The organism is Photobacterium rosenbergii, from assembly GCF_033022775.1.
Lineage (GTDB): Bacteria > Pseudomonadota > Gammaproteobacteria > Enterobacterales > Vibrionaceae > Photobacterium > Photobacterium rosenbergii_A.
Map to the genome: position 1 here is coordinate 94917 of NZ_JAWJZI010000009.1, position 22553 is coordinate 117469.

At 51.3% G+C, this 22553-nt stretch carries 16 protein-coding genes; 5 read left to right on the forward strand and 11 right to left on the reverse strand.

What is annotated here, in order from left to right; all coding sequences use genetic code 11:
- Positions 1-50: 50 nt before the first annotated feature.
- Entirely contained in the window at positions 51-1286 is a 1236-nt protein-coding gene (locus R2X38_RS18800) for a site-specific integrase (RefSeq protein WP_317523873.1), read from the reverse strand.
- Positions 1287-2126: 840 nt separating this feature from the next.
- Between R2X38_RS18800 and pykF the strand changes: the two genes are divergently transcribed.
- Together pykF and R2X38_RS18810 are read left to right on the forward strand one after the other, a co-directional pair.
- Positions 2127-3539, forward strand: coding sequence for a pyruvate kinase PykF (pykF, locus tag R2X38_RS18805; protein WP_317523875.1), 1413 nt, complete (start codon positions 2127-2129; stop codon positions 3537-3539).
- 242 nt (positions 3540-3781) lie between these two features.
- Positions 3782-4450 carry a GntR family transcriptional regulator gene (locus R2X38_RS18810; protein WP_317523876.1) on the forward strand — a complete coding sequence of 223 codons (669 nt, stop codon included), beginning with the start codon at positions 3782-3784 and terminating at the stop codon, positions 4448-4450.
- A gap of 11 nt (positions 4451-4461) precedes the next feature.
- Here R2X38_RS18810 and R2X38_RS18815 read toward each other — a convergent pair whose 3' ends face one another.
- From R2X38_RS18815 to R2X38_RS18860, 10 genes are all read right to left on the reverse strand, one after another.
- On the reverse strand, positions 4462-4590 hold the full coding sequence (locus tag R2X38_RS18815; RefSeq protein WP_261396954.1) for a hypothetical protein: 129 nt from the start codon (positions 4588-4590) through the stop codon (positions 4462-4464).
- Positions 4591-4738: 148 nt separating this feature from the next.
- Positions 4739-5236 (reverse strand): acetolactate synthase small subunit, encoded by a 498-nt coding sequence (gene ilvN / locus R2X38_RS18820; RefSeq protein ID WP_317523877.1) that lies wholly within the window; start codon positions 5234-5236, stop codon positions 4739-4741.
- 1 nt (position 5237) lies between these two features.
- Positions 5238-6956 carry an acetolactate synthase 3 large subunit gene (locus tag R2X38_RS18825; RefSeq protein ID WP_317523878.1) on the reverse strand — a complete coding sequence of 573 codons (1719 nt, stop codon included), beginning with the start codon at positions 6954-6956 and terminating at the stop codon, positions 5238-5240.
- Between the two features lie 599 nt (positions 6957-7555).
- Positions 7556-9370: a long-chain fatty acid--CoA ligase gene (locus tag R2X38_RS18830; protein ID WP_317523879.1), complete on the reverse strand. Its 1815-nt coding sequence runs from the start codon at positions 9368-9370 to the stop codon at positions 7556-7558.
- A 291-nt stretch (positions 9371-9661) separates the two neighbouring features.
- Positions 9662-10618: a transcriptional regulator LeuO gene (gene leuO, locus R2X38_RS18835; RefSeq protein WP_317523880.1), complete on the reverse strand. Its 957-nt coding sequence runs from the start codon at positions 10616-10618 to the stop codon at positions 9662-9664.
- Between the two features lie 348 nt (positions 10619-10966).
- Positions 10967-12073, reverse strand: coding sequence for an MJ1255/VC2487 family glycosyltransferase (locus R2X38_RS18840; protein WP_411185532.1), 1107 nt, complete (start codon positions 12071-12073; stop codon positions 10967-10969).
- Between the two features lie 28 nt (positions 12074-12101).
- Complete coding sequence (locus tag R2X38_RS18845; protein WP_317523882.1) at positions 12102-12605, reverse strand: phosphatase PAP2 family protein; 504 nt, start codon at positions 12603-12605, stop codon at positions 12102-12104.
- A gap of 152 nt (positions 12606-12757) precedes the next feature.
- The gene (locus R2X38_RS18850) at positions 12758-15868 is read right to left on the reverse strand and encodes an efflux RND transporter permease subunit (protein ID WP_317523883.1); all 3111 of its coding nucleotides are present in this window, start codon (positions 15866-15868) and stop codon (positions 12758-12760) included.
- Entirely contained in the window at positions 15865-17217 is a 1353-nt protein-coding gene (locus R2X38_RS18855; RefSeq protein ID WP_317523884.1) for an HlyD family secretion protein, read from the reverse strand. Before R2X38_RS18855 ends, R2X38_RS18850 begins: the two co-directional genes overlap by 4 nt.
- Positions 17211-17858 (reverse strand): TetR/AcrR family transcriptional regulator, encoded by a 648-nt coding sequence (locus tag R2X38_RS18860; protein ID WP_317523885.1) that lies wholly within the window; start codon positions 17856-17858, stop codon positions 17211-17213. The genes R2X38_RS18855 and R2X38_RS18860 overlap by 7 nt, the downstream gene beginning before the upstream one ends.
- A gap of 593 nt (positions 17859-18451) precedes the next feature.
- Between R2X38_RS18860 and leuA the strand changes: the two genes are divergently transcribed.
- The 3 genes from leuA to leuC are packed head-to-tail and all read left to right on the forward strand — an operon-like array spanning position 18452 to position 22550.
- A complete protein-coding gene (gene leuA, locus R2X38_RS18865) occupies positions 18452-20002 on the forward strand; it encodes a 2-isopropylmalate synthase (protein ID WP_317523886.1) in 1551 nt (516 codons plus the stop codon).
- A 2-nt stretch (positions 20003-20004) separates the two neighbouring features.
- Positions 20005-21093, forward strand: a complete 1089-nt coding sequence (gene leuB / locus R2X38_RS18870; protein WP_317523887.1) for a 3-isopropylmalate dehydrogenase — start codon at positions 20005-20007, stop codon at positions 21091-21093.
- A 23-nt stretch (positions 21094-21116) separates the two neighbouring features.
- Positions 21117-22550, forward strand: a complete 1434-nt coding sequence (gene leuC / locus R2X38_RS18875; protein WP_317523888.1) for a 3-isopropylmalate dehydratase large subunit — start codon at positions 21117-21119, stop codon at positions 22548-22550.
- The last annotated feature ends 3 nt before the right edge of the window (positions 22551-22553 follow it).

Genomic DNA, 22553 nt, shown 5'->3' on the forward strand with positions numbered 1-22553 from the left:
TCAGCAATAATCGAAACACTCTACTCGTGAGGCTCACCTCTGGATGAACTTCACCCAATCAACCCCACCGCTGCCGCCTTATGCTCGGGAGCCAAATGTGCATATCGCAACGTCATATTCAAATCCGCATGGCCTAACAACTCGCGAACCGTATTAAGGTCAACACCAGCCATCACCAACTTGCTGGCGAAGTGATGGCGCAGGTCATGAAACTTAAAGTCACTGATAAAAGCCGCTTCCAGAACCAAGGCCCATGGCTTTTTCACATCGGTGAGTGGTTGGCCCGATTTTCCCTCATATATATAGAGGGAATTTGGATTTTGCTGCCGCCAGTTTGCCAATGCTGAAAACGCCTCTTTATTAAGAGGCACTGTTCGCCCTTCTTTGGACTTAGCATTTCTGGCGCGAACTGTCAGGTATTTGCCCGTCAGTGAAATGTCAGCCCAAGCCAAGTTCAGAAGCTCCCCGCGACGTAACCCAGTATTCATCGCAACCAACACCAAAGGCTCAAGGTAATCAGCAAACGCGACCTCATCCAAACAGGGGTATGGCTCTTGGTTCCGCTTTACCCGGTGCTCATTGGCAGATTGGCGGGCAAGGCGGATGTTACGGCCCCGCTCTTTAAGTGCATGACGTAACCTTTTTTCTTCCATCTCGGTCAGGTAGCGCACCCGGGTATTATCACTTTTAATCGCTTTTACCTTGGTCAAGTCATGGCGCTCAATCAGCCCCCACTCGACCGCTCGTGATAGCGCTCCTTTTAAGGTATTGACGGTGTAGTTAATCGTCGCGGGGGCTTTGCCAAGTTTGCGCTGTTCACTGCGCCACTTCTCTATTTCCCATGCTGTGATTTGGTCGAGATCTTTCTCAAGCAGGAAATCGAACCGGGAGCGGAGGTGGTTAACGGTGCGGCTGGCAGTTTTCGGGTTACGGGTATGCAGAAAAGGCAGGTAACGTTCTTCAAGGAAGATAGAGAGCTTAAGGTGTTTGCGGCGAAGAGTCTCTTCCCGAGTTTGCTTCTTTACCGCATGGACATCATTGCCCTTGGCTACCTCACCCATTTTCTCCCGGGCCAAGTCGCGGGCTTGTGCCGGAGTCAGATCACTCGCCGGGCCAAGCTTCAAATTAACCTGTTTGCCATCCAAGCGGTAAAAGAGGTAATAAACGATACGGCCCGAGCTGGAAATCCGAGCATGAAAACCGGGGATCTCGGTATCGTTGAGCCGCTTGTCATCAACACGCAGTTGCTTAATAGATGAAGCTGAAATCTTCTTTTTGATGGCCATAATCGAGCGTATCTCTCCGCAGGGCCACGCTGTATATGTAGCATATATGTAGCAAATGGCCGATATTCCCATGTATTACAGTAAACACCAAAAAACCAACAACCCCAAATAAAGCATTGAATATATTTGGAATTATTTCACATTATTGTTCATCAGCGTTCACTGAAACACATCAAAAATACGACTCATAATCGCTTGGTCCCCAGTTCAAGTCTGGGAGGGGCCACCACTCTCTTGTGGTAAAGAATTCAGAAAAGCCCGATGAGGAAACTCATCGGGCTTTTTGCTTCTCTGGTGTCCACCTAACAACCACTCTCCCGCCTAACTTGCTGCAACCTTAACCTACTAACAACCTTGTTATTTATTTTTCCCTCCTAAATAAATCATCAATTGATAAGAAACAAAAAAAATCTGTGAAATATGTAGATAATCTCACCCTCTCTTTGAGCAGGCGTTAAAAATTTGCGCATTATCACAAGGTGATTAAAGAGATTGACTATGTTAATATATGCCCCTTGTTTGACCTGCTGATTTATGTAAGGCAGACATACAAGCGTCATGCTACTACAGTATAGTCATGGCAACTTGCCAATAACCTTCTCGGTGAACGGCAGCTTTGGCTCACAGAGATGCCTTACAAAAGCAACACCACTGCTTTTGTAAGGCAATATTTTTGAAAAAATTTGTATTATCACTGGTGATAGCTGGACGAAAGTTACATTTTTTTGAGGTCCGCCACACTTTGTAGGCGTATTTCAACATCAATGGCACTCCGTTTTCGGGTATAACACTGTGAATCAAATTTCCCTTGGGTAAAAGTTCGTCCGGAGACCATTCTCAATGAAAAAGACCAAGATCGTATGTACGATTGGACCTAAAACTGAATCTGTAGAAATGCTTACTAAGCTAGCTAACGCTGGCATGAACGTAATGCGCCTAAACTTCTCACACGGTGACTTCGCTGAGCACGGCCAGCGTATCCAGAACCTACGTGACGTTATGGGTGAAACCGGTAAGCAGCTTGCGATTCTTCTAGACACTAAAGGTCCAGAAATTCGTACTATCAAGCTTGAAGGCGGTCAAGACTTTTCTCTAGTTGCTGGTCAGGAGTTCACGTTCACAACTGACACTTCTGTAATCGGTAACCAAGACCGCGTGGCGGTAACTTACCCTGGCTTCGCTAAAGACCTGGCTAAAGGCAACACTATCCTTGTTGACGACGGCCTGATCGAAATGGAAGTACTAGAAACCACAGACACTGAAGTTAAGTGTAAAGTACTTAACAACGGCGACCTAGGTGAAAACAAAGGTGTTAACCTACCTGGCGTTTCTGTGAAGCTTCCTGCACTGTCTGAAAAAGACAAAGCTGACCTAGTATTCGGTTGTGAGCAAGGTGTTGACTTCGTTGCAGCTTCTTTCATCCGTAAAGCGTCTGATGTTAAAGAAATCCGTGAGCTACTAGTGGCTAACGGCGGCGAGAACATCCAGATCATCTCTAAGATCGAAAACCAGGAAGGCGTTGACAACTTCGACGAAATCCTAGAAGCGTCTGACGGTATCATGGTTGCTCGTGGTGACCTAGGTGTTGAGATCCCAGTTGAAGAAGTTATCTTCGCTCAGAAGATGATGATCGAGAAGTGTAACCGTGCACGTAAAGTGGTTATCACTGCAACTCAGATGCTTGACTCTATGATCAAGAACCCACGTCCAACTCGTGCAGAAGCGGGTGACGTTGCGAACGCAATCATGGACGGTACTGATGCAGTAATGCTATCTGGTGAGTCTGCGAAAGGTAAGTACCCTATCGAAGCGGTAACTATCATGGCTCAGATCTGTGAGCGTACTGACGCAGCACTGAAAGCAGAGCTAGGCTCTCGCCTAGACAGCCCACGCCTACGTATCACTGAAGCGGTATGTAAAGGTGCGGTTGACACATCTGAGAAGCTAAACGCGCCTCTTATCGTGGTAGCAACTGAAGCTGGTAAGTCTGCACGTTCTGTACGTAAGTACTTCCCGACTGCAAACATCCTAGCTGTTACAACTAACACTAAGACTGCTGCTCAGCTGGCACTGACCAAAGGTGTTACACCAGTAGTTGTTGACTCAATCGACAACACTGATGCGTTCTACGGCCGCGGTAAAGAGCTGGCACTAGAAACTGGTCTAGGCGCTAAAGGCGATATCGTTGTTATGGTATCTGGCGCGCTAGTTCCTTCTGGTACAACTAACACAGCTTCTGTACACGTACTATAAGTGTTATTTCGCTGATTGTTGAAAACGGGAGCCTCGGCTCCCGTTTTTTATTGGTAAATGTGCTGCTGATTTCATAACCATCCGTCACACGGATCTGTGATGACCTCTCACAATTATGAAACTTAGCGATCGCACTCGATTTTTTTCCTCGATATACTTCACCCTGCAGTATTCCCCCCAAGCATACCCTTATGGACTTAACTTAGCGGGTAGCACTGCTTATTCTGAGCTGAAACCACACAATGAGGAAGAACGTGTCCAGCCCCACCCTTGCCGATAAAGTCATGGAAATGATCCGCCAGGATATTTTGACGGGTGAACTCTCCCCTGGCCAAAAACTGGTTGTTGCCGATCTTAAATCGCGATACAGCGTAGGCGCATCTCCGATCCGTGAAGCCCTCGTCCAACTGGCCTGGCGTAAGTACGTCCATTTTGCGCCACAAAAAGGATGCTGGGTAGCCGATGTTTCAGCCGCCGAACTGGAAGATTTATTCGATACCAACCAAGAACTCTCAAAGATCTTGCTGCAACGCGCGATTGAACAAGGTGATGAAGCATGGGAAATCAATATCCTGACCAGCTTCCATAAGCTCAGCAGACTTAACCCTGCAGAGGCCAATACCGATTTTTCAGAATGGGAACAAAGACACAGCGACTTTCATCACGCCCTCCTTGCCGGCAGCCAATCGCCAACAATGCTGGCACTATATCGTCAAGTGTATGAGCAAATCGAGCGCTATCGCCATATCTGGGTGAGCAAGCACCGCCAATACGAAGAACGATACCATGACAACGGTGAGCATGAGGCTATGATGAAGGCCGTGCTAGATCGCAATACCGAGCAGGCACTGGCGATTATGGCCACCCATTCAAAGCGCGCCTTGGAAATGATTAAAGGCGATCTCGAATAGCCCGAGCAGCACTACCAGAAAATTTCCTTGTGATGAGTGTTAAGCAGTAGCACAGCCAGCAAGAAATAAAGCGCGCTGACATTGAAGCCAAGCAAGAACAGGCTAAGCACTGTCAGCCTTGCCAAAAATTTACGGTTCATCATTTCCCCCCTGTGCCATACCACCCGATTGGCACCTGACCTTATTAGACTTTAGTCTAATAAGGTATGATTTTCAGGGAGAAAAATAGACAAAACCCGGTGACAAGCACCGGGTGTTTTGAGGCTGAGACATACAACTTCGCAGGGCTTAGGCTTTCAGCGCCCGCTCACCGCGAGCAATACCGACCACGCCACTGCGTGCCACCTCGATAATCTCCGTCGCTTCACCGACAGCTGCAATAAAGGCATCTAGCTTCTCGCTCGCCCCTGCCAGCTGAACGGTATAGATCTGGCTTGTCACATCAACAATTTGGCCTCGGAAAATATCTGCAGTACGTTTCACTTCCGCACGGGCAAAGCCGCTCGCCTTCACTTTGACCAGCATCAGCTCACGCTCGATGTGCTCGCTTTCAGTGACGTTACTGACCTTGAGGATATCAATCAGCTTGTGCAGCTGTTTCTCAATCTGCTCCAGTGCTGCGTCATCCTCAACGTTGGTGGTAATATTCAAACGGGACAGCGTTGAATCATCGGTAGGAGCTACGGTCAGCGATTCAATGTTGTAGCCACGCTGGGAGAATAACCCGACTACCCGTGACAATGCGCCCGGCTCATTTTCAAGAAGTACTGATACAATCCTGCGCATATTAAGTTCTCTCCGTTTTACTCAGCCACATTTCACTCATTGACCCACCACGGATCAACATTGGGTAGACATGCTCGGTCTCGTCCACACTGATATCGATAAATACCAGCCTGTCTTTCAGCGCTAATGCCTTTTCCAGTTCACCTTCCAGTTGGTTCGGATCGGAGATCCGTACCCCGACATGGCCATACGCCTCGGCAATGGCTGCAAAATCAGGTACCGAATCCATGTAAGAATGAGAGTGGCGGCCTTGGTAAATCATATCCTGCCACTGCTTTACCATTCCTAAGAAACGGTTGTTGAGGTTGATGATCTTAACCGGGATATCGTACTGCAATGCGGTGGAAAGCTCCTGGATATTCATCTGGATACTGCCATCACCGGTTACACAGACCACCTCGGCATCAGGCAGGGCAAACTTCACCCCCATCGCAGCTGGCAGACCAAAGCCCATGGTGCCAAGGCCACCGGAGTTGATCCAGCGGCGGGGCTTATCAAACGGATAATACAAAGCAGCGAACATTTGGTGCTGGCCAACATCCGAGGCGACATAGGCATCGCCACCAGTCAGTTTGTGAAGCACCTCAATCACTTCCTGCGGCTTGATGCGCTCGTTATCCTTTTTGTAGCTCAAGCACTGGCGCCCGCGCCAAGATTCAATTTCGCTCCACCAGCTATCAATGGCAGCATCATCGTTTTGGCCATTTTGCTCATCAAGCATTTTCAACATGCAGTTAAGCACCGTATCAGCCGAACCAACAATCGGAATATCTACTGCAATGGTCTTGGAAATAGATGACGGGTCGACATCAATGTGCATGATGGTTGCATTCGGACAGTATTTCTCGACATTGTTGGTGGTACGGTCATCAAAGCGTACCCCGATACCGAAGATCAGATCCGAGTTATGCATGGCCATATTGGCTTCGTAAGTGCCGTGCATCCCCAGCATACCCAGGTTGTTCTTGTGCGAACCAGGGAAGGCCCCCAAGCCCATCAGGGTATTGACCACCGGGATATTCAGGCTTTCTGCCAGCTTGAGTAAATGCGGGCTACAATCTGCCATAATCGCACCGCCACCCACGTACAACACAGGTTTCTTGGCCGCTAACAGGGCTTTGAGGCCGCGCTTGATCTGCCCCTTGTGCCCTTGCGTCGTCGGATTGTACGAGCGCATCGCAATCGACTCAGGATATTTATACGGGAAGCTCTCAGCCGGGTTGAGCATATCTTTAGGGATATCGATAACCACTGGGCCTGGACGGCCGCTCGAGGCGATATAGAAGGCTTTTTTGATGATCTCTGGGATGTCTTCAGGCTTTTTCACCAAGAAGCTGTGTTTGACGACAGGACGGGAGATCCCCACCATGTCACACTCCTGGAAGGCATCATTACCGATGAGGTTGCTCATGACCTGGCCTGAGAGCACGACCATTGGAATGGAGTCCATATAAGCGGTCGCGATACCGGTAATGGCATTGGTCGCTCCGGGGCCGGACGTTACCAGCACCACGCCAACATCACCCGTGGCACGGGCATAACCATCTGCCATGTGCACTGCCGCTTGTTCATGGCGAACCAGTACGTGTTCGATGTCGCTCTTCTCATGCAGCGCATCGTAAATATCCAGTACTGAACCACCAGGGTATCCGAAGATATGTTTCACGCCTTGATCGATCATCGAACGAACGATCATATCGGCGCCGGACAACATTTCCATATTTCTGCCTCCAGGTCGCGTATACCACCCTGCATAGCTAATTCATTCCAAACCTCATGCTAGCGGCCTGATCCCATCTGTTTGACTGGAGGGACAAACGAACTGGGCATCAGCACGGGTTGCGCTAGCCTGACTCAGGAAGTACAGCGACCAGAATACCTAGGCGCTTCAATTAGCTATACAGGCTGGTATAACATAGTTAGGGCTTATTTTTAGCCTAATAAAATGAAATCGTGCTTTCATGCTATGTCACCTACCCGGGTCATAACCCGAGCAGTAATCCGCAATAACTGTAACGTTTTTTTAGCAACTAAGTCTATTGGTTAAAGGCAGTTAACTTGTATCCTCTAAAATGAGCAAATATCCATCAAGATCATCACGGAGCGTGCTACAGATTGCAGAATATTTTCCCCTGCAAAGCCAGATCATTCAGAATGTTCAACTGCTCGAACCAGAACATGTCCCCGAAAATAAATAGTCGCTAAAATGACGTCAAAGGCATGCTAACCGCCAAGGGTTGAGCATCAGGTATAAAAAAGGAGAGCCGCGGCTCTCCTCTTGCAACAAGTTCAGCTAATTCAGCAGTAAATTCAGCAATATTACTTCGTCGCTGCTTTGTGGCTCTCTTCGTACATACGCTCGATTTGTTGGTGGTAGCGATCCTGGATCACTTTACGACGCAGTTTCTGGGTCGGGGTCAACTCACCTTTATCCATCGAGAACGCGCTTGGCAGCAGGGTAAACTTCTTAACCTGCTCGAAGCGTGCCAGATCTTTTTGCAGCTCGACCACACGCTTTTCGATCAATTCGATGATCTGGCTGTGCTTGACCAGCTCCATGCGATCCTGGTACTTGATGTTAAGCTCGCGGGCATGCTCTTCCAATGTTTCGAAACAAGGGACAATCAAGGCCGAGACAAACTTGCGGGTATCGGCAATCACCGCGATCTGTTCGATGAAGTGGTCTTTACCGATTGCGCCTTCGATCACCTGCGGGGCAATATACTTACCACCCGAGGTCTTCATCAGCTCCTTGATACGGTCGGTAATAAACACATTACCTTCCTCATCAATATGGCCGGCATCACCGGTTTTCAGGAAGCCGTCTTCGGTAAAGTTCTTGGCAGTCTCTTCCGGCATGTTGTAGTAACCACGCATGACCATCGGGCCACGGACCAGAATTTCATTGTTGTCGCCAATCTTTACCTCGGCACCCGGCATCGGCATCCCGATAGAGTCAGGGTTAAAGCAGCTATCATCCCAGCACGATACCGTCGCCGTGGTCTCGGTCATGCCGTAGCCCAGCTTGACGTTGATACCGATAGCGTGGAAGAAACGGCCGATACTCTCGTCCAGTTTGGCGCCACCACATGGCATAAAGTTGATGTTGCCACCGAGGATAGCGCGCAGCTTCGACAGCACGAGCTTGTCTGCCAGGGCATGGCTCTTTTTCAGCATCCACGATGGCTCACGGCACTCCTGGCGCGCCAGCGCCATGCGGGCGCCCATGTTTACCGCCCAAGTAAAGATCACCTTGCGCTGGAAAGGCGCACGGGACACTTTGTCGTGGACAGTTGAGTAAATCTTCTCGTAGACCCGAGGTACTGCCGCCATGACGTTCGGCTTCACTTCGGCCAGGGCTTCTTTGAGCAGGTTGGTATCAGACAGGTAGCAGTTCACGCCGCCGCGGTGTAGGACATAGAAAGTCCACGCGCGCTCAAAGACATGTGACAACGGCAAGAAACAAAGCGATACATCGCCTTCTTCCAGAGCCAGCTTCTGGTCGTGGCCTTCAATCTGCGAGGCAATATTGCTGTAGTCCAGCATCACCCCTTTCGGCGTACCGGTCGTGCCTGAGGTATAGATAAGCGTCAGCAGATCGTCCATTGCCGCTTCATCAACACGCTGGGTCAGGGTCTGAGTTGGCGCAGAATCAGCAGCGGCAAGGAAGTCTTCAAAACGGATCACCAAAGGATGTTCGGTCAGGTTTTCGACCTCACCCATCACCACGATATGTTCCAAATCAGGACAGTCTGCCGCAACCGATACTGCAGCATCCAGCTGAGCCTGCTCGCCGACAAACAGAATACGCACGCCAGCGTCGTTAATGATGTACGCGGCTTGCTGCGGGGTATTGGTTGGATAAATAGGGACAGTTACAGCTCGGTTGTACAAGGTTGCGAAGTCAGCCACTGTCCATCGCGGCATGTTGTTGGAGAAAATACCGACCTTGTCTTGGACATTGAGACCATGCCCAATCATTGCCAGCGCTAGCTGTTGGATCTGCTCGCCAAACTCAGTCCAGCGGATATCTTGCCATTGACCTGCCACTTGGTGGCGCAATGCAACCTGGTCACCTAAACGCTCAACTTGAGAACGAATGCGGTTGACGATATGAAATTCACGTTTAGCCATAACTACTCTGCCATTCGGGCTTACACCTGTAAGCCTATTCCGCTGGGGAGTCTACCTGTGACGCAGGGAAAAAGGCAACTCCGTGACCTCACAAAATACCCATTTCGCTGGTACGACCAGAATTGAAAAGCCTGATATTACAAAGGCTCTACGTTTCCCTAATAGCGACGCTACAAAGTGTAAGGAAATACGTCTAACTTTCCGCCTACTACCAGTATACGCACAGACTCGCTAACAAAAAGAAAAGCCAGCTCACGCTGGCTTCATAACAATAAGAGTAACCACCCTGACTTAGAGAGAGCTATCACCACATACAGCAAGCAGCTGATCGCGCATCCAGATGTGGCCTTTGTCTTTCTGTGACGACTCATGCCAGCTCAGGTAACCGGCAATCTTGGCCGACTCAACCGGCAACGGCAGGATCTTCAGCTGCTGGCTGGCAGCGGTCACATTGGCAAGCCAGCGCGGTACCACGGCAATCAGCTCTGACTGGCTAACCACGTACATGATGTTGCTCAGGCTCACTCCCTGGTAGGCTTCTTCGTAGCTGGTATGAGAATGATAGATGTGGTCGGCAAACATCTTCACCCCAGGGATCGACTTCATTACCGCATGTTGCTCTTGGCTAAATTCAGCCTCACTGATCGTCTCGCCAATACGCGGATGGTTACCCGCAGCCACGACAACCAACTCATCGGTAAACAATTCAGTACTGCAGAAGCCCGGCTCATCAAAGCGCACGTAATCAATAACAAAATCGATATCCTGGTAGCGCATTTTCTGGGTCAGTTCAGCGTCCAGTTCAGCTTCAACCTGCACACGTACATATGGTGCTTGTTCGGCAACATTGCCCAAAATACGCGGAGCAAAACGCATATCAGACGGGCTGCACACCGCCAGCTTAAAGGTACGGGTTGACGTTTCTGGTGAGAAAATAGAAGACGGCAGCTCATTTTTCACCAACTGCAGCGCCTGGCGTAGAGGGCCGAAAAGTTGCTTGGCACGCTGGGTAGGCTGGATACCGCGACCATGACGGATAAACAGCTCATCGTTGAACATCACCTTCAAGCGAGCAACGGCATTACTTACTGCCGGCTGGGACATACCCAAGTTGTGTGCTGCACGGGTGATGTTCTGCTCCTGCATCACTGCATCAAATACAGTCAACAAGTTCAAATCAACGCTACGTAAATTGGATTCCATTTTGTACCCATCAGCAGGGTGAATAGATGAATTTCTGCGTGCCATTATTTGCCTCTATCGATTACCGTTATGGGGCAAAATCCATTATGCCGCCGGTGAATAACTGGGCATTCCAATGCCTCTGAAAACTGACTCCCTCTCACGGGATGGTGCCAGTATGTTTCAAATAGATTGACGAAATAAATAGGCGAGTATCAGCAAATTGATGCAGTGATATATAATAATCTGAATTCAGAATACAAACACTTACATTTCATGATGTTAGACTAGATATAAAAAGATCTAAAATATCTATAATTAAAATAAAGTTTCAATTATAAGCAAATTTAAAGGCTTGGCAGAGACACAAAAAGGCCTAAACCGGCCTTTTCCTATAAGGTGAGCGTCGAAAAATCACACCGATGTTATTGAAGATTTGTAGCGGTTTGGCTCAGCGTTTGTATACCATTCGATCATCGCTTCTTCGACAACCTCGGGGTACTCAACCTTATCCCATAACTGCTGCCATAATTCATCACAGTTATGCCACTCCCCCGAGAGAACCCAGCTAGCAACAGCCTTTGCCACATCTGGGATGTTAACCCTGCCGGCTGGGATACTATCCAGCCAATTTCTCACCGCGGCAGGGTCAAGGTAGCTCATCGAGTTAGCCAATCCCATCATCTCCAGCGTCATCACATTGCTGAGCTGCTCATACTGACCATGGAGCGGTTTGAGCAATAACTTCTTGCCGAGGTTCATCGCCTCGGAGGGCAGTTCGAACCCGCCATTGGCAATCACCCCACAACATTGATGCAAGCGGTGGTGAAAGCTTTCCCGGTTGAGCCGACGGACGCTGACATTGTTATACTCACTGTCTTCACTAACTTCAGGGTGGTAGCAGTAAAAGTGAATTTGAGTAAAACGAGTCAGCAGATCAAGCACTGCTGGCAAGCTCTCAAATGGCAAATAAACCAATACAGACCTATCTTTGGCTCTCGGCGCCTCGGTAACGGGCACGATCGGCGGTAAGATCATCTGGTTAAAGTGAAACCAATGCACCCCTAATTGCTGAACCGTCGGGGCAAATCCTCTTATAACCATACTATCAAACCAAGTTTGTCCCTGAGTCGGGATATCATGCAAAAAGGCATTCTGATGGCTAATGCCAATACTGTGGACCTTCTGCTTCTTGGCAGCCCAAGCCGACACCGGCTCAAAATCATTAAGCACTACATCATAGCCAGACACATCGAGATTGCTAACATCCCTGACAAAGGTGCCAAGCTGGTTACTGGTCAGGGTTTTCCAGCGGCTCACTTCGCCGTTTTCAGTCACAAAGGTTAGCCCGCGCCGGGTTTGGAAATCACCGAAGCAGTCCATATCGAAATAGCGGTTGTCCGGTCGACCTGAGAACAGGAAGTCCACATCGGCTCCCAATGCCGAAAACGCCCTCGCCATCTCACGCGCTCGAGAAATATGTCCGTTGCCTGTTCCCTGAACACCATAAAGGATCTTCATACCCTGATTCTTCATACCCGGCTACTCCTTAAAAGCTCACCAGCTGGAAACACAAAATCCCCAGCAAAGCCCCGGCAATGACATCAGTGATGTAGTGAACGCCAAGCAAGACACGGGAAAAGCCAATCGCGACGGCCCACGGCCAGATGAACCATGAGGTATCCGGGTAAAAGGCCGTGATAAGCGATGCCATCACGAAAGCGGCTGCGGTATGGCCTGATGGCAGACTGTATTTGTCCGACGGGGTAATGAAACTCGGCAACGCAGCCGGGCGGTTGCGCTTTAAACTGTTTTTGAGGGCGAGATAAGCGGGGAGCTCGATGGCAAAGGCCAGCAGCCCTGTACCCACAACCTCTGCGCCCTGAAAGGGATCGGCCACCCACACCAGTGCCGCGAAAATCACATACAGGTGGCCATCCCCAGTGTGGGAAACCGCACGGCTTATTTGCGCAACCTGAATGTTAAAACGATGACAAAGGCAAAGGGCCGAAAAAGCGTAGTCCATTCGCTGTAACGGTGTCAGTAAGGTCATTGTCCAGCTCCTAAGCTGATTAACTCTTGTTCAGATTAGGAAAGGGATATGACACCGAAGTGACGCTTTGGAGGAGGGATAATGACAATCCTTCCGTGCCCGATACAGAAAAGAACAACGGAAGGATTATCTGTAGCTATGACAATTAAACGCTACGCAGAGACCAATTTTTCGTGGCGATGGACCAACTTGAAGTCAGAGAGAATGACATACGCAGCCGGGATCATAAACAGCACCAGCAAGGTCGAGGTGAAGATCCCGAACACAATCGAAATCACCAAAGGCTTTATCACCTGAGCCTGTAGGCTAGTTTCCAACATGAGAGGCAACAAACCAGCCGCCGTCGTCAATGAAGTAAGGAACACCGCCCGGAATCGCTCGCGACTCGCTTGTACCACAGCCTTCTCGATATCGTCACCATCATCGAGATGATGCCGGATGTACTGCACCAGCAAGATAGAGTCATTGACCACCACCCCGGCCAACGATACAAAGCCCATCATACTCGGCATACTCAGCGGGTGCCCCAGCAGTAAATGGCCCCAGAATACCCCTATCAGCGCGAGTGGTATCGCCAGCAATACCACGAACGGCTCGAGGTAACTGCGGAATTGGAAGCTGAGGATCACAAACACGCCGAAGATCCCCAGCATGAAGCCGGTCGCCATCGACTGGCCGGTTTCCGCGGTATCCTTGGCCGCCCCTTCGAAATCAAAGCGCAGTCCCGGGTAGTCCTGCTGCAATTTGGGCATCAACTTGGCCCTAAACTGGTTCAGAACTTCGCCAGAGCTAATCACACTCTCTTGCAGGTCACCATAGACACTCAAGGTACGCAGGCCATTGATCCGCTGGATACGGACATAATTGCGCTGGTGCTCGAGGATTGCGACGGAGGCCAGTGGGATCTGGCTGCCATCGGACAGAATGATCGGAAAACTCGATAAGTTTTGCAGATCTGCCGCCCGCTCTTTGTTGAACATCACTTCGATTTCGATATTCTCGGGCCCGATCTGGATTTCATCGGCAGTCTGACCGAAATAGGCCGAGCGGAGCTGGGAAGCGATCATCTGACCGTCAACACCGAAGGCTTCCGCCCCCGGGCGCAGGCGGATCAGCACTTCCGGTTTGCCCATCCGCATATCATCTAGCACGCCCGATACCCCAGCAAACTCATTGAAGAACTGCTGCGTTTCTACCGAGGCAGCCTTGAGCATCGCCAAGTCATCGTGCTGCATCCGCACTTCAATGGCACGCCCGCCCGGCCCCATCATTGGCTGCTTGTAAACCAAGGCCACCGGGGCGGCCAGCTCGCCAACATCTTCCCGCCAGGCATCGATAAACTCATCAATCAAACTGTTGCGGATCTCGGCGCTGAGCAAATCAAGCCTAACCGTGGCGACGTGCGGCCCGCTCTCGTCAGCATCGGCATTGAAGTTGAACTGCTCGGTGATATTCCTCACCAGAGAATCACCGCCTTCGTTGCGTTCTCTCCATTCTTCATTTAGGCGTTTTGCCGAAGCCACGATTTCATCGACCACAGCTTCGGTCTGGCCCAAGGTAGAACCCGGTGGCAAAATGACCCTCGCTTCAGCAATGTCGCCATCCAACTCCGGAAAACCGACAAACTTGAGTCCTCCACCAGCCAGCAACGCAAATGAGGCAAACAGCAAACCAATGACTCCGCCGACAAACAGATAGCGCCACTGTACGACCACAGCCACCATTTTCACTAAGCGCTCATTGCGGAACCGCTCAAACCCGGCCAAGAAGCGCTGCTTCCAGCGGGGCGGAAGCTTCTCTTGTTTCTGGCGGTGTAAGGAGTGACTGAGGTGACTTGGCAGGATCAAAAACGCCTCAATCAAGCTGATCGACAGTACCAAAATCAACACCTGCGGCACCACCCGCAGCACCGCGCCCATCTCCCCTTCGAGGAAAATCAAGCTGCCGAAAATACATATGGTGGTCAGAAACGACGACACGACCCCCGGCAAGACTTTCTTCACCCCGTTATAAACCGCGTCCTGGATCTTCTGGCCGCGATCAAGGTGGGAAGCAATGGATTCGGAAATCACGATCGCATCGTCCATCATGATCCCGATCGCCATCAACAAGCCAACCAGGGACATGATGTTGATAGATAAAGAAAAGGTCGCCATCAAGTACATACTGCCGAGGAAGGCGACCGGCAGCCCTGCGGCAATCCAGAATGAATAGCGGAACGAGAAAAACAGCCACATCACGGCAAAAACCAGTATCACCCCCTGCCAGCCATTTTTGACCATCATGGTCAGGCGGTCCCACAACAACGAGGAGAGATCGTTGGTCAGGGTCAGGGTTACGCCGGTCGGCGCGCGCTGGTTTTCGGCCTCGACAAAGGCTTCGACCCGCTCTTTGATCCGCAGGGCATCATCCGCCTTGTTCTTGCTGACTCGCAGCATGGCCGACGGCACGCCATCAAACAATACTTTCTGTTCGTCGAGGGCAAAACGGTCGGTAATCGTCGCGACATCCCCTAGCCGCAGCACCGCCCCCTGGGCATCGGCGCCGACAACCGTCCGGGCAATCGTCTCGGGGGTAATTTTCTGCTCATCAAATCGAATCAGCAAATTACGGTCTGCCAGCTCGATATTACCGCTAGGCAGCTTGATGTTCTGCCGGCTCAGCTTGCTGGCAATATCACTGACACTGAGGCCAAGCTGGCGAATCGCCACCTCATCGAGTTCAACCCGAAGCTGGTGATCGGAAAAACCACTGACTTCGACCAGCGAGACACCGTAGTCGAGCTTGAGGGTTCGTTTGAGCTGTTCGGCGTAAGCTTTGAGGTGCGGCAAGCTGGTGTCGGCTTTGATAGCGACATCTACCACCGGCTCGTTCCAGTCCAGCTCACGGACAATCGGTGATTCGATTTCAGTCGGGAAGTCATTGATCGCGTTGATCTGGGTCTGGACATCCACCAGCATTCGCGAGACAACCTCGCTGTTGGTCAGCTTGAGGATCAAAGATGCCGAGCCTTCCACCGCTTCACAGCGGGTCTCAACAATATTGGCTAGCCCATCGACCGCATCTTCCATTCGCATACAGATGCTCTCTTCCACTTCCTGTGGCGAGGCGCCCGGGTAAACTACCGAGGCAATAATGTAAGGCGGCGCAAACTCAGGAAAGGTTTCGCGTTTGATCTTCGGTAGCGACACCAAACCAAGAATAATCAATGCCAACATCATCAAGTTGGCAGCGGTTGGGTGGCGGGAAAAATAACGGATCATGATACCGGCTCCTGATCCTGGTCTTGAACCTGGGCCTCTTCAACAGGCTTACCATTCACTGTCACGACTTTGAGCGCCATACCCGCCACCGCAGGCAAGAGATCATTGACCACCAGTTGGGTGCCGGATGCTAGATCACCGTTAATTGCCACTTGGCCGTCACGGCGGAACAGCACAGTTACCGGCTGAATTTTAAGATTGCTGTCACTATCAACTAAGTAGACTTTATCGCCGTGAAGAGCACGTTCGGGGATCACCCAATGCGGGTTGGGCTGGCCCGAAAGCCTGGCTTCGACAAACATACCGTTGACCAATGGCGGGGCCGTTTCTGGCGACAACTGGCTATAATCCTGATCCACTTCAAGGATCACCCCGACAGTTGCCTGGTTAGCATTGACCGTATCACTGATCCGGGTCACTTCCGCCGGCCACTGCTGGATAAAGCTACCGCTCGAGAGCTGGATACTGGCACTGAGATCCAGCTGATCAGCGCGTGGCTTGCCATCGGCATGGGCAGTGTACTGGGTCAGGCTGGCAGCCAATACCTGCATGTCATGCAGGGCGATCTGGACATCAATTTCAACTGTGTCGATACCGTGTGCCACTACCATCACCTGCTGAGTATTGACGACCTGATCCTGCTCGATATCGACAGTGGAGATCCGGGCATCAATCGGCAAGATGATCACGGTTTTTTCCAGCGAGCGTTTCGCCTCCCTCACTTGCGACAAGTTGACTTCCAGCTGGGCAAGCGTCACCTTGTGCTCGTTGGGCAGAACGATAAGCTGGTTTTCGATTTCCTGCACCACTTTTTGGCTGGCCAATGCGTTTTGCTGCTCAAGGTCAACCGTCGATTGCGAGGTTAACCCTTTGGTTCGTAGCTCCTGCTTTCTCGCCAACTCCTTCTTGCTGATTGCCAACCGGTTTTTTTCTATCTTAAGGGTGGTTTTGAGGTTTTGCTCTTCCTGCCCGAGCTTGGCCAACTGGGCCTGGCTGGCACTGACATCCGCTTCAGCCTGCGCCAAACGCAGCTCGTAGTCCAACGGATCGATTTTCAACAGCACCGTACCGGCGTCAAGCACCCGGCCCTTGTTCAAGTCAGGGTGGCGATAGACCACCTTGCCCGATACTTCGGCGATAGCCTGCCACTCCACCTTGGGGGCAACTCGACCAAAACCGGCAGCTTGCGGCGCGAGCATTTGCTGCTGGAGGTTGATCACATCCACTACCCGTGCCCGCTCGAGCGCCGGCTTCACTTCCGGTGACGGGCGCAGGTTAATGGCCAATACCAAAATCACCACACCGACCAATACAGCAGGAAACAGGAGTAATTTTCGATTCTTCAGCATGGTTTATCCTCTTCCTTTGGCATTGTCAGGCCACGTACCAGCAGATTGACATTATGTTCGGCCAGTTCAGCCAAATAGGCTTCATTCATTTCAATATTTTGCAGCGTCAGCATCGAAGGCGGAATGAGAAAAGGAAATACCATCAAACTGATAAAACTCATTCTCGCCTTATCTGGACATACGTCAGCCCTAAGCTCACCTTGCTTCTGCAATTGCTGGAACATCACTTCAATCGCCGGGCGTGCTACCTCATTGAAAATCTTTTCCATGGTCTGACGTTGTAGATCCGTTGGTTCCATCATCATGGCCCGGGCGATCAACTTGGGCATATCCGGATTAGGTGCCATGATACGATAATAGGTACGCATCAAATCACCGATAGAGGCAAAGTCCCCCTTGTCCAAGGCGACTTTTAACTGGGCATGGATCGGAGTAATCGTCTCTCTCAGCATGGCTTCATACAGACCAGCCTTGTTGGCGAAGTAGTAGCGGATCAGTGCCACATTCACGTCAGCACGGCTGGCTATCAGCCTTGTCGACACCTTGCCGTAAGGCAAGCTGACAAACAGCTTCCTCGCTTCAACAATCAACCGCTGCCTGGCATCTGAATCACCAACAGGGCGGCCAGCCTTACCAACCATGACACCTCCCTAAAACCTTTGTTATTGCGTACATTCTGCTTTCGCTTCGCTCAATTAATCACTTGATTAATTTTAAGCTTTGCCCGTCAGACTAACAGGACATTAATTCCCCACAATTTAATCAATTGATTAATTTTAATATAAGAGAGATTTGCCTTCTTTGATGTGATGCCAACAAAGAAATAACATTCTGCTTTGCCTCTTCGAACTATTACTTGAACCCTTACCGAGCTATTCCGTCATAGCAACCATGAATACAACTGGTCTGATTTGTCATTACAGCCACGGAATATCAACTGAATAACCATTAAAATAAAATAAACATGCAATTTAGGGTTGACGGTCAGCCTGTCTATTTGGTATTCATTTGTTAACCAAGTTTGTGGATTTATTTCAATTATGAAAATGCGTTTCTCATCTCTTCTCCTAAGCCTCCTCCTTATCGTGACAAGATCGCGCGGGTAGCTTATGGGTGAGAAACACCACTAAGAATTCAAAAAACCCGCGCAGACTGCGCGGGTTTTTTCTTATACAGGCCAGCGCAAGCGGATGCAGACAACGCCAATAACGGCAGCCAATGAAAGGAAGTAGCAATGAAAGATCAGGTCATCATTTTCGATACCACGTTACGGGACGGTGAACAGGCCCTATCCGCCAGCCTGACGGTAAAAGAAAAACTGCAGATCGCTTATGCCCTTGAACGCCTTGGCGTTGACGTTATCGAGGCGGGCTTTCCTGTATCCTCTCCCGGCGATTTCGAGTCGGTCCAGACCATTGCCAAGCACATCAAGAACAGCCGTGTCTGTGCCCTGTCCCGGGCCGTTGCCAAAGACATTGATGTGGCTGCCGAGTCGTTGAAAGTGGCCGAAGCATTCCGTATCCATACCTTCATCTCGACCTCAACGGTCCACGTACAGGACAAGCTGCGCCGCAGCTACGATGACGTGATTGAGATGGGTGTTGCTGCCGTCAAGCGTGCCCGCAACTACACCGACGATGTCGAGTTCTCATGTGAAGATGCCGGCCGTACCCCAATCGACAACCTGTGCCGTATGGTTGAAGCGGCAATCCATGCCGGTGCCACTACCATCAATATCCCAGACACCGTGGGCTATACCTTGCCTAGCGAATTTGGCGGTATCGTCGGCCAGCTGTTCGAGCGCGTACCTAATATCGACAAGGCGATTATCTCGGTGCACTGCCACGACGACCTGGGCATGTCCGTTGCCAACTCGATGGCGGCGGTCCAGGCCGGTGCCCGCCAGGTAGAAGGGACAATCAACGGTATCGGCGAGCGTGCCGGTAACTGTTCGCTGGAAGAGATCGCCATGATCATCAAGACCCGCGCCGAGTTACTGGGTGTCCACACCAATATCAAGCACGACGAAATCCACCGTACCAGCAAGATGGTCAGCCAGCTGTGCAACATGCCGGTACAGGCCAACAAGGCTATCGTCGGTGCCAACGCCTTCAGCCACTCTTCTGGCATCCACCAAGATGGCATGCTGAAGAACAAAAACACCTACGAGATCATGACCCCTGAGTCGATTGGTCTTAAGAACCAAGCCCTTAACCTAACCTCACGCTCGGGCCGCGCCGCCGTGAAGAGCCACATGGATACACTGGGCTACACCGAAAACGAATACAACCTAGACGAGCTGTACGCCGACTTCCTGAAGCTGGCCGACCGCAAGGGCCAGGTATTCGACTACGACTTGGAAGCCTTGATGCACTTTGCCAACCTGCGCGAGGAAGATGACTTCTTCAAGCTGAACTACCTAAGCGTACAGTCAGGCAGCGTGATGGCGACCACCAGCATCAAGCTACAGTGCGGTGACGAAGAGAAATGCGAAGCCGCAGTAGGAAACGGTCCGGTTGATGCGCTATACCAGTGTATCTACCGCCTAACCGGTTACGACATCGTATTGGATAAATTTGACCTGACTGCCAAAGGCGAAGGGGAAGATGGCCTAGGCCAGGCTGACATCATCGCCAACTACAAAGGCCGCAAGTACCACGGTACCGGCTTGGCGACCGACATTGTCGAGGCATCAGGACAAGCACTACTTCACGTGATCAACAGCATTCATCGCGCCGATCAGATTGCAGAAATTAAACAGAAATCCCAAATGGAGACAGTATAACCATGGCAGGTACATATAAGATTGCCGTTCTACCGGGTGACGGTATTGGCCCAGAAGTAATGCAGCAGGCCCACAAAGTGTTGGATGCTGTACAAGAGAAATTCGGCTTCACCCTAACGTGCAACGAATACGATGTTGGTGGTATTGCCATCGACAACCATGGCTGTCCACTGCCGGAAGCAACACTGAAAGGCTGTGAAGACTCCGATGCGATCCTGTTTGGATCGGTAGGCGGCCCGAAGTGGGAACACCTTGCGCCAAACGATCAGCCAGAGCGTGGTGCACTGCTACCGCTTCGCAAGCACTTCCAGCTGTTCTGTAACCTGCGCCCGGCGCAGATCCACAGCGGCCTGGAAGCCTTCTCGCCACTGCGTGCCGATATCTCCGAGCGCGGCTTCGATATCGTTGTGGTCCGCGAACTAACCGGCGGTATCTACTTCGGCCAACCGAAAGGCCGCGAAGGCGAAGGCCCGGAAGAAAAAGCGTACGACACCGAAATTTACCACCGCTACGAAATCGAGCGTATTGCCCGCATCGCTTTCGAGTCAGCGATGCTACGCAACAAGAACGTATACTCCATCGATAAAGCCAATGTGCTGCAGAGCTCTATCCTGTGGCGTGAAGTGGTTGAGGAAGTGGCAAAGGACTACCCGGAAGTCACCTTGAACCATATGTACATCGACAACGCGACCATGCAGTTGATCAAAGACCCATCACAGTTCGACGTAATGCTGTGCTCGAACATCTTCGGTGACATCATCTCGGACGAGTGCGCGATGATCACCGGCTCCATGGGTATGCTGCCTTCAGCCAGCTTGAACCAAGACAAGTTTGGCATGTACGAGCCAGCAGGCGGCTCGGCACCGGATATCGCAGGCAAGAACATTGCCAACCCAGTGGCACAAATCCTGTCAGCTGCCCTGATGCTGCGTTACAGCCTGGGTGAAGAGCAGGCGGCACGCGCTATCGAGCAAGCGGTATCGCAAGCACTGGAAGCCGGTGAACTTACCGCAGACCTAGCGGGCAACAGCCCGGCACTAAGCACCAGCGAAATGGGCGACAAGATTGCCCAGTACGTTCGCCAAGCCTAATCGCAGCAAGGAGCAAACGAGCAATGTCTACGACTAAAGCGCCTCAGACGCTATACGAAAAAATCTACGATGCCCACGTTGCGGTTGCCGCCGAAGGCGAAAACCCAATCCTATACATCGACCGTCACTTGGTACATGAAGTGACGTCACCGCAGGCCTTTGACGGCCTGCGTGAAAAAGGCCGCAAGGTACGCCAGGTTGGCAAAACGTTCGCGACCATGGATCACAACGTCTCGACCCAGACCAAGGACATCAAAGCCTCTGGCGAAATGGCCCGTATCCAGATGGAAACCCTGGCCAAGAACTGTGAAGAGTTTGGCGTTACCCTCTACGACCTGAACCACAAATACCAAGGCATCGTCCATGTCATGGGCCCAGAGTTGGGCATTACCCTACCGGGCATGACGATTGTCTGTGGTGACTCGCATACCGCGACCCACGGTGCCTTCGGCTCACTGGCCTTCGGTATCGGCACCTCTGAGGTTGAGCATGTATTGGCGACCCAAACCCTGAAGCAAGCCCGTGCCAAGACGATGAAGATCGAAGTCAAAGGCAAGGTCGCTGAGGGCATTACTGCCAAGGACATCGTACTGGCGATCATCGGCAAGACCACAGCAGCCGGCGGTACTGGCCACGTGGTGGAATTCTGCGGTGAAGCGATCACCGACCTAACCATGGAAGGCCGCATGACAGTCTGTAACATGGCTATCGAACTTGGTGCCAAAGCCGGCCTTATCGCCCCAGACCAAACCACCTTCGACTACATCAAGGATCGTAAATTCTCGCCAGCAGGCGGCGATCTAGCAGCCGCTATCGAATACTGGAAAACGCTGAAGACTGACGACGATGCCAAGTTCGACACCGTAGTCACCCTTGATGCCAAAGACATCAAACCGCAGGTCACTTGGGGGACCAACCCAGGCCAGGTGATTGCTGTCGATCAGCCAATCCCTGCACCGACTGACTTTGCCGACCCAGTAGAGCAAGCATCTGCAGAAAAAGCATTGGCTTACATGGGCTTGGAAGCGGGTAAGAAGCTGTCTGAATTTGCTGTCGACAAAGTGTTCATTGGCTCTTGCACCAACTCGCGCATCGAAGACATGCGTGCAGCCGCTGCCATTGCCAAAGGCCGTAAGGTAGCTGCCAACGTCCAGGCACTTGTGGTTCCGGGCTCGGAGCAGGTCAAAGCCCAGGCTGAAAAAGAAGGGCTGGACAAGATCTTCATCGAAGCCGGTTTTGAATGGCGTCTACCGGGCTGCTCAATGTGCCTAGCCATGAACAATGACCGCCTGGGTCCTGGCGAGCGCTGCGCATCAACCAGTAACCGTAACTTCGAAGGTCGTCAAGGCCGTGACGGTCGTACTCACTTGGTGAGCCCAGCGATGGCGGCAGCGGCTGCGTGTGCAGGGCACTTTGTTGATATTCGCGAACTAGACAACGTTGCAGTGACGGCTTAAGAG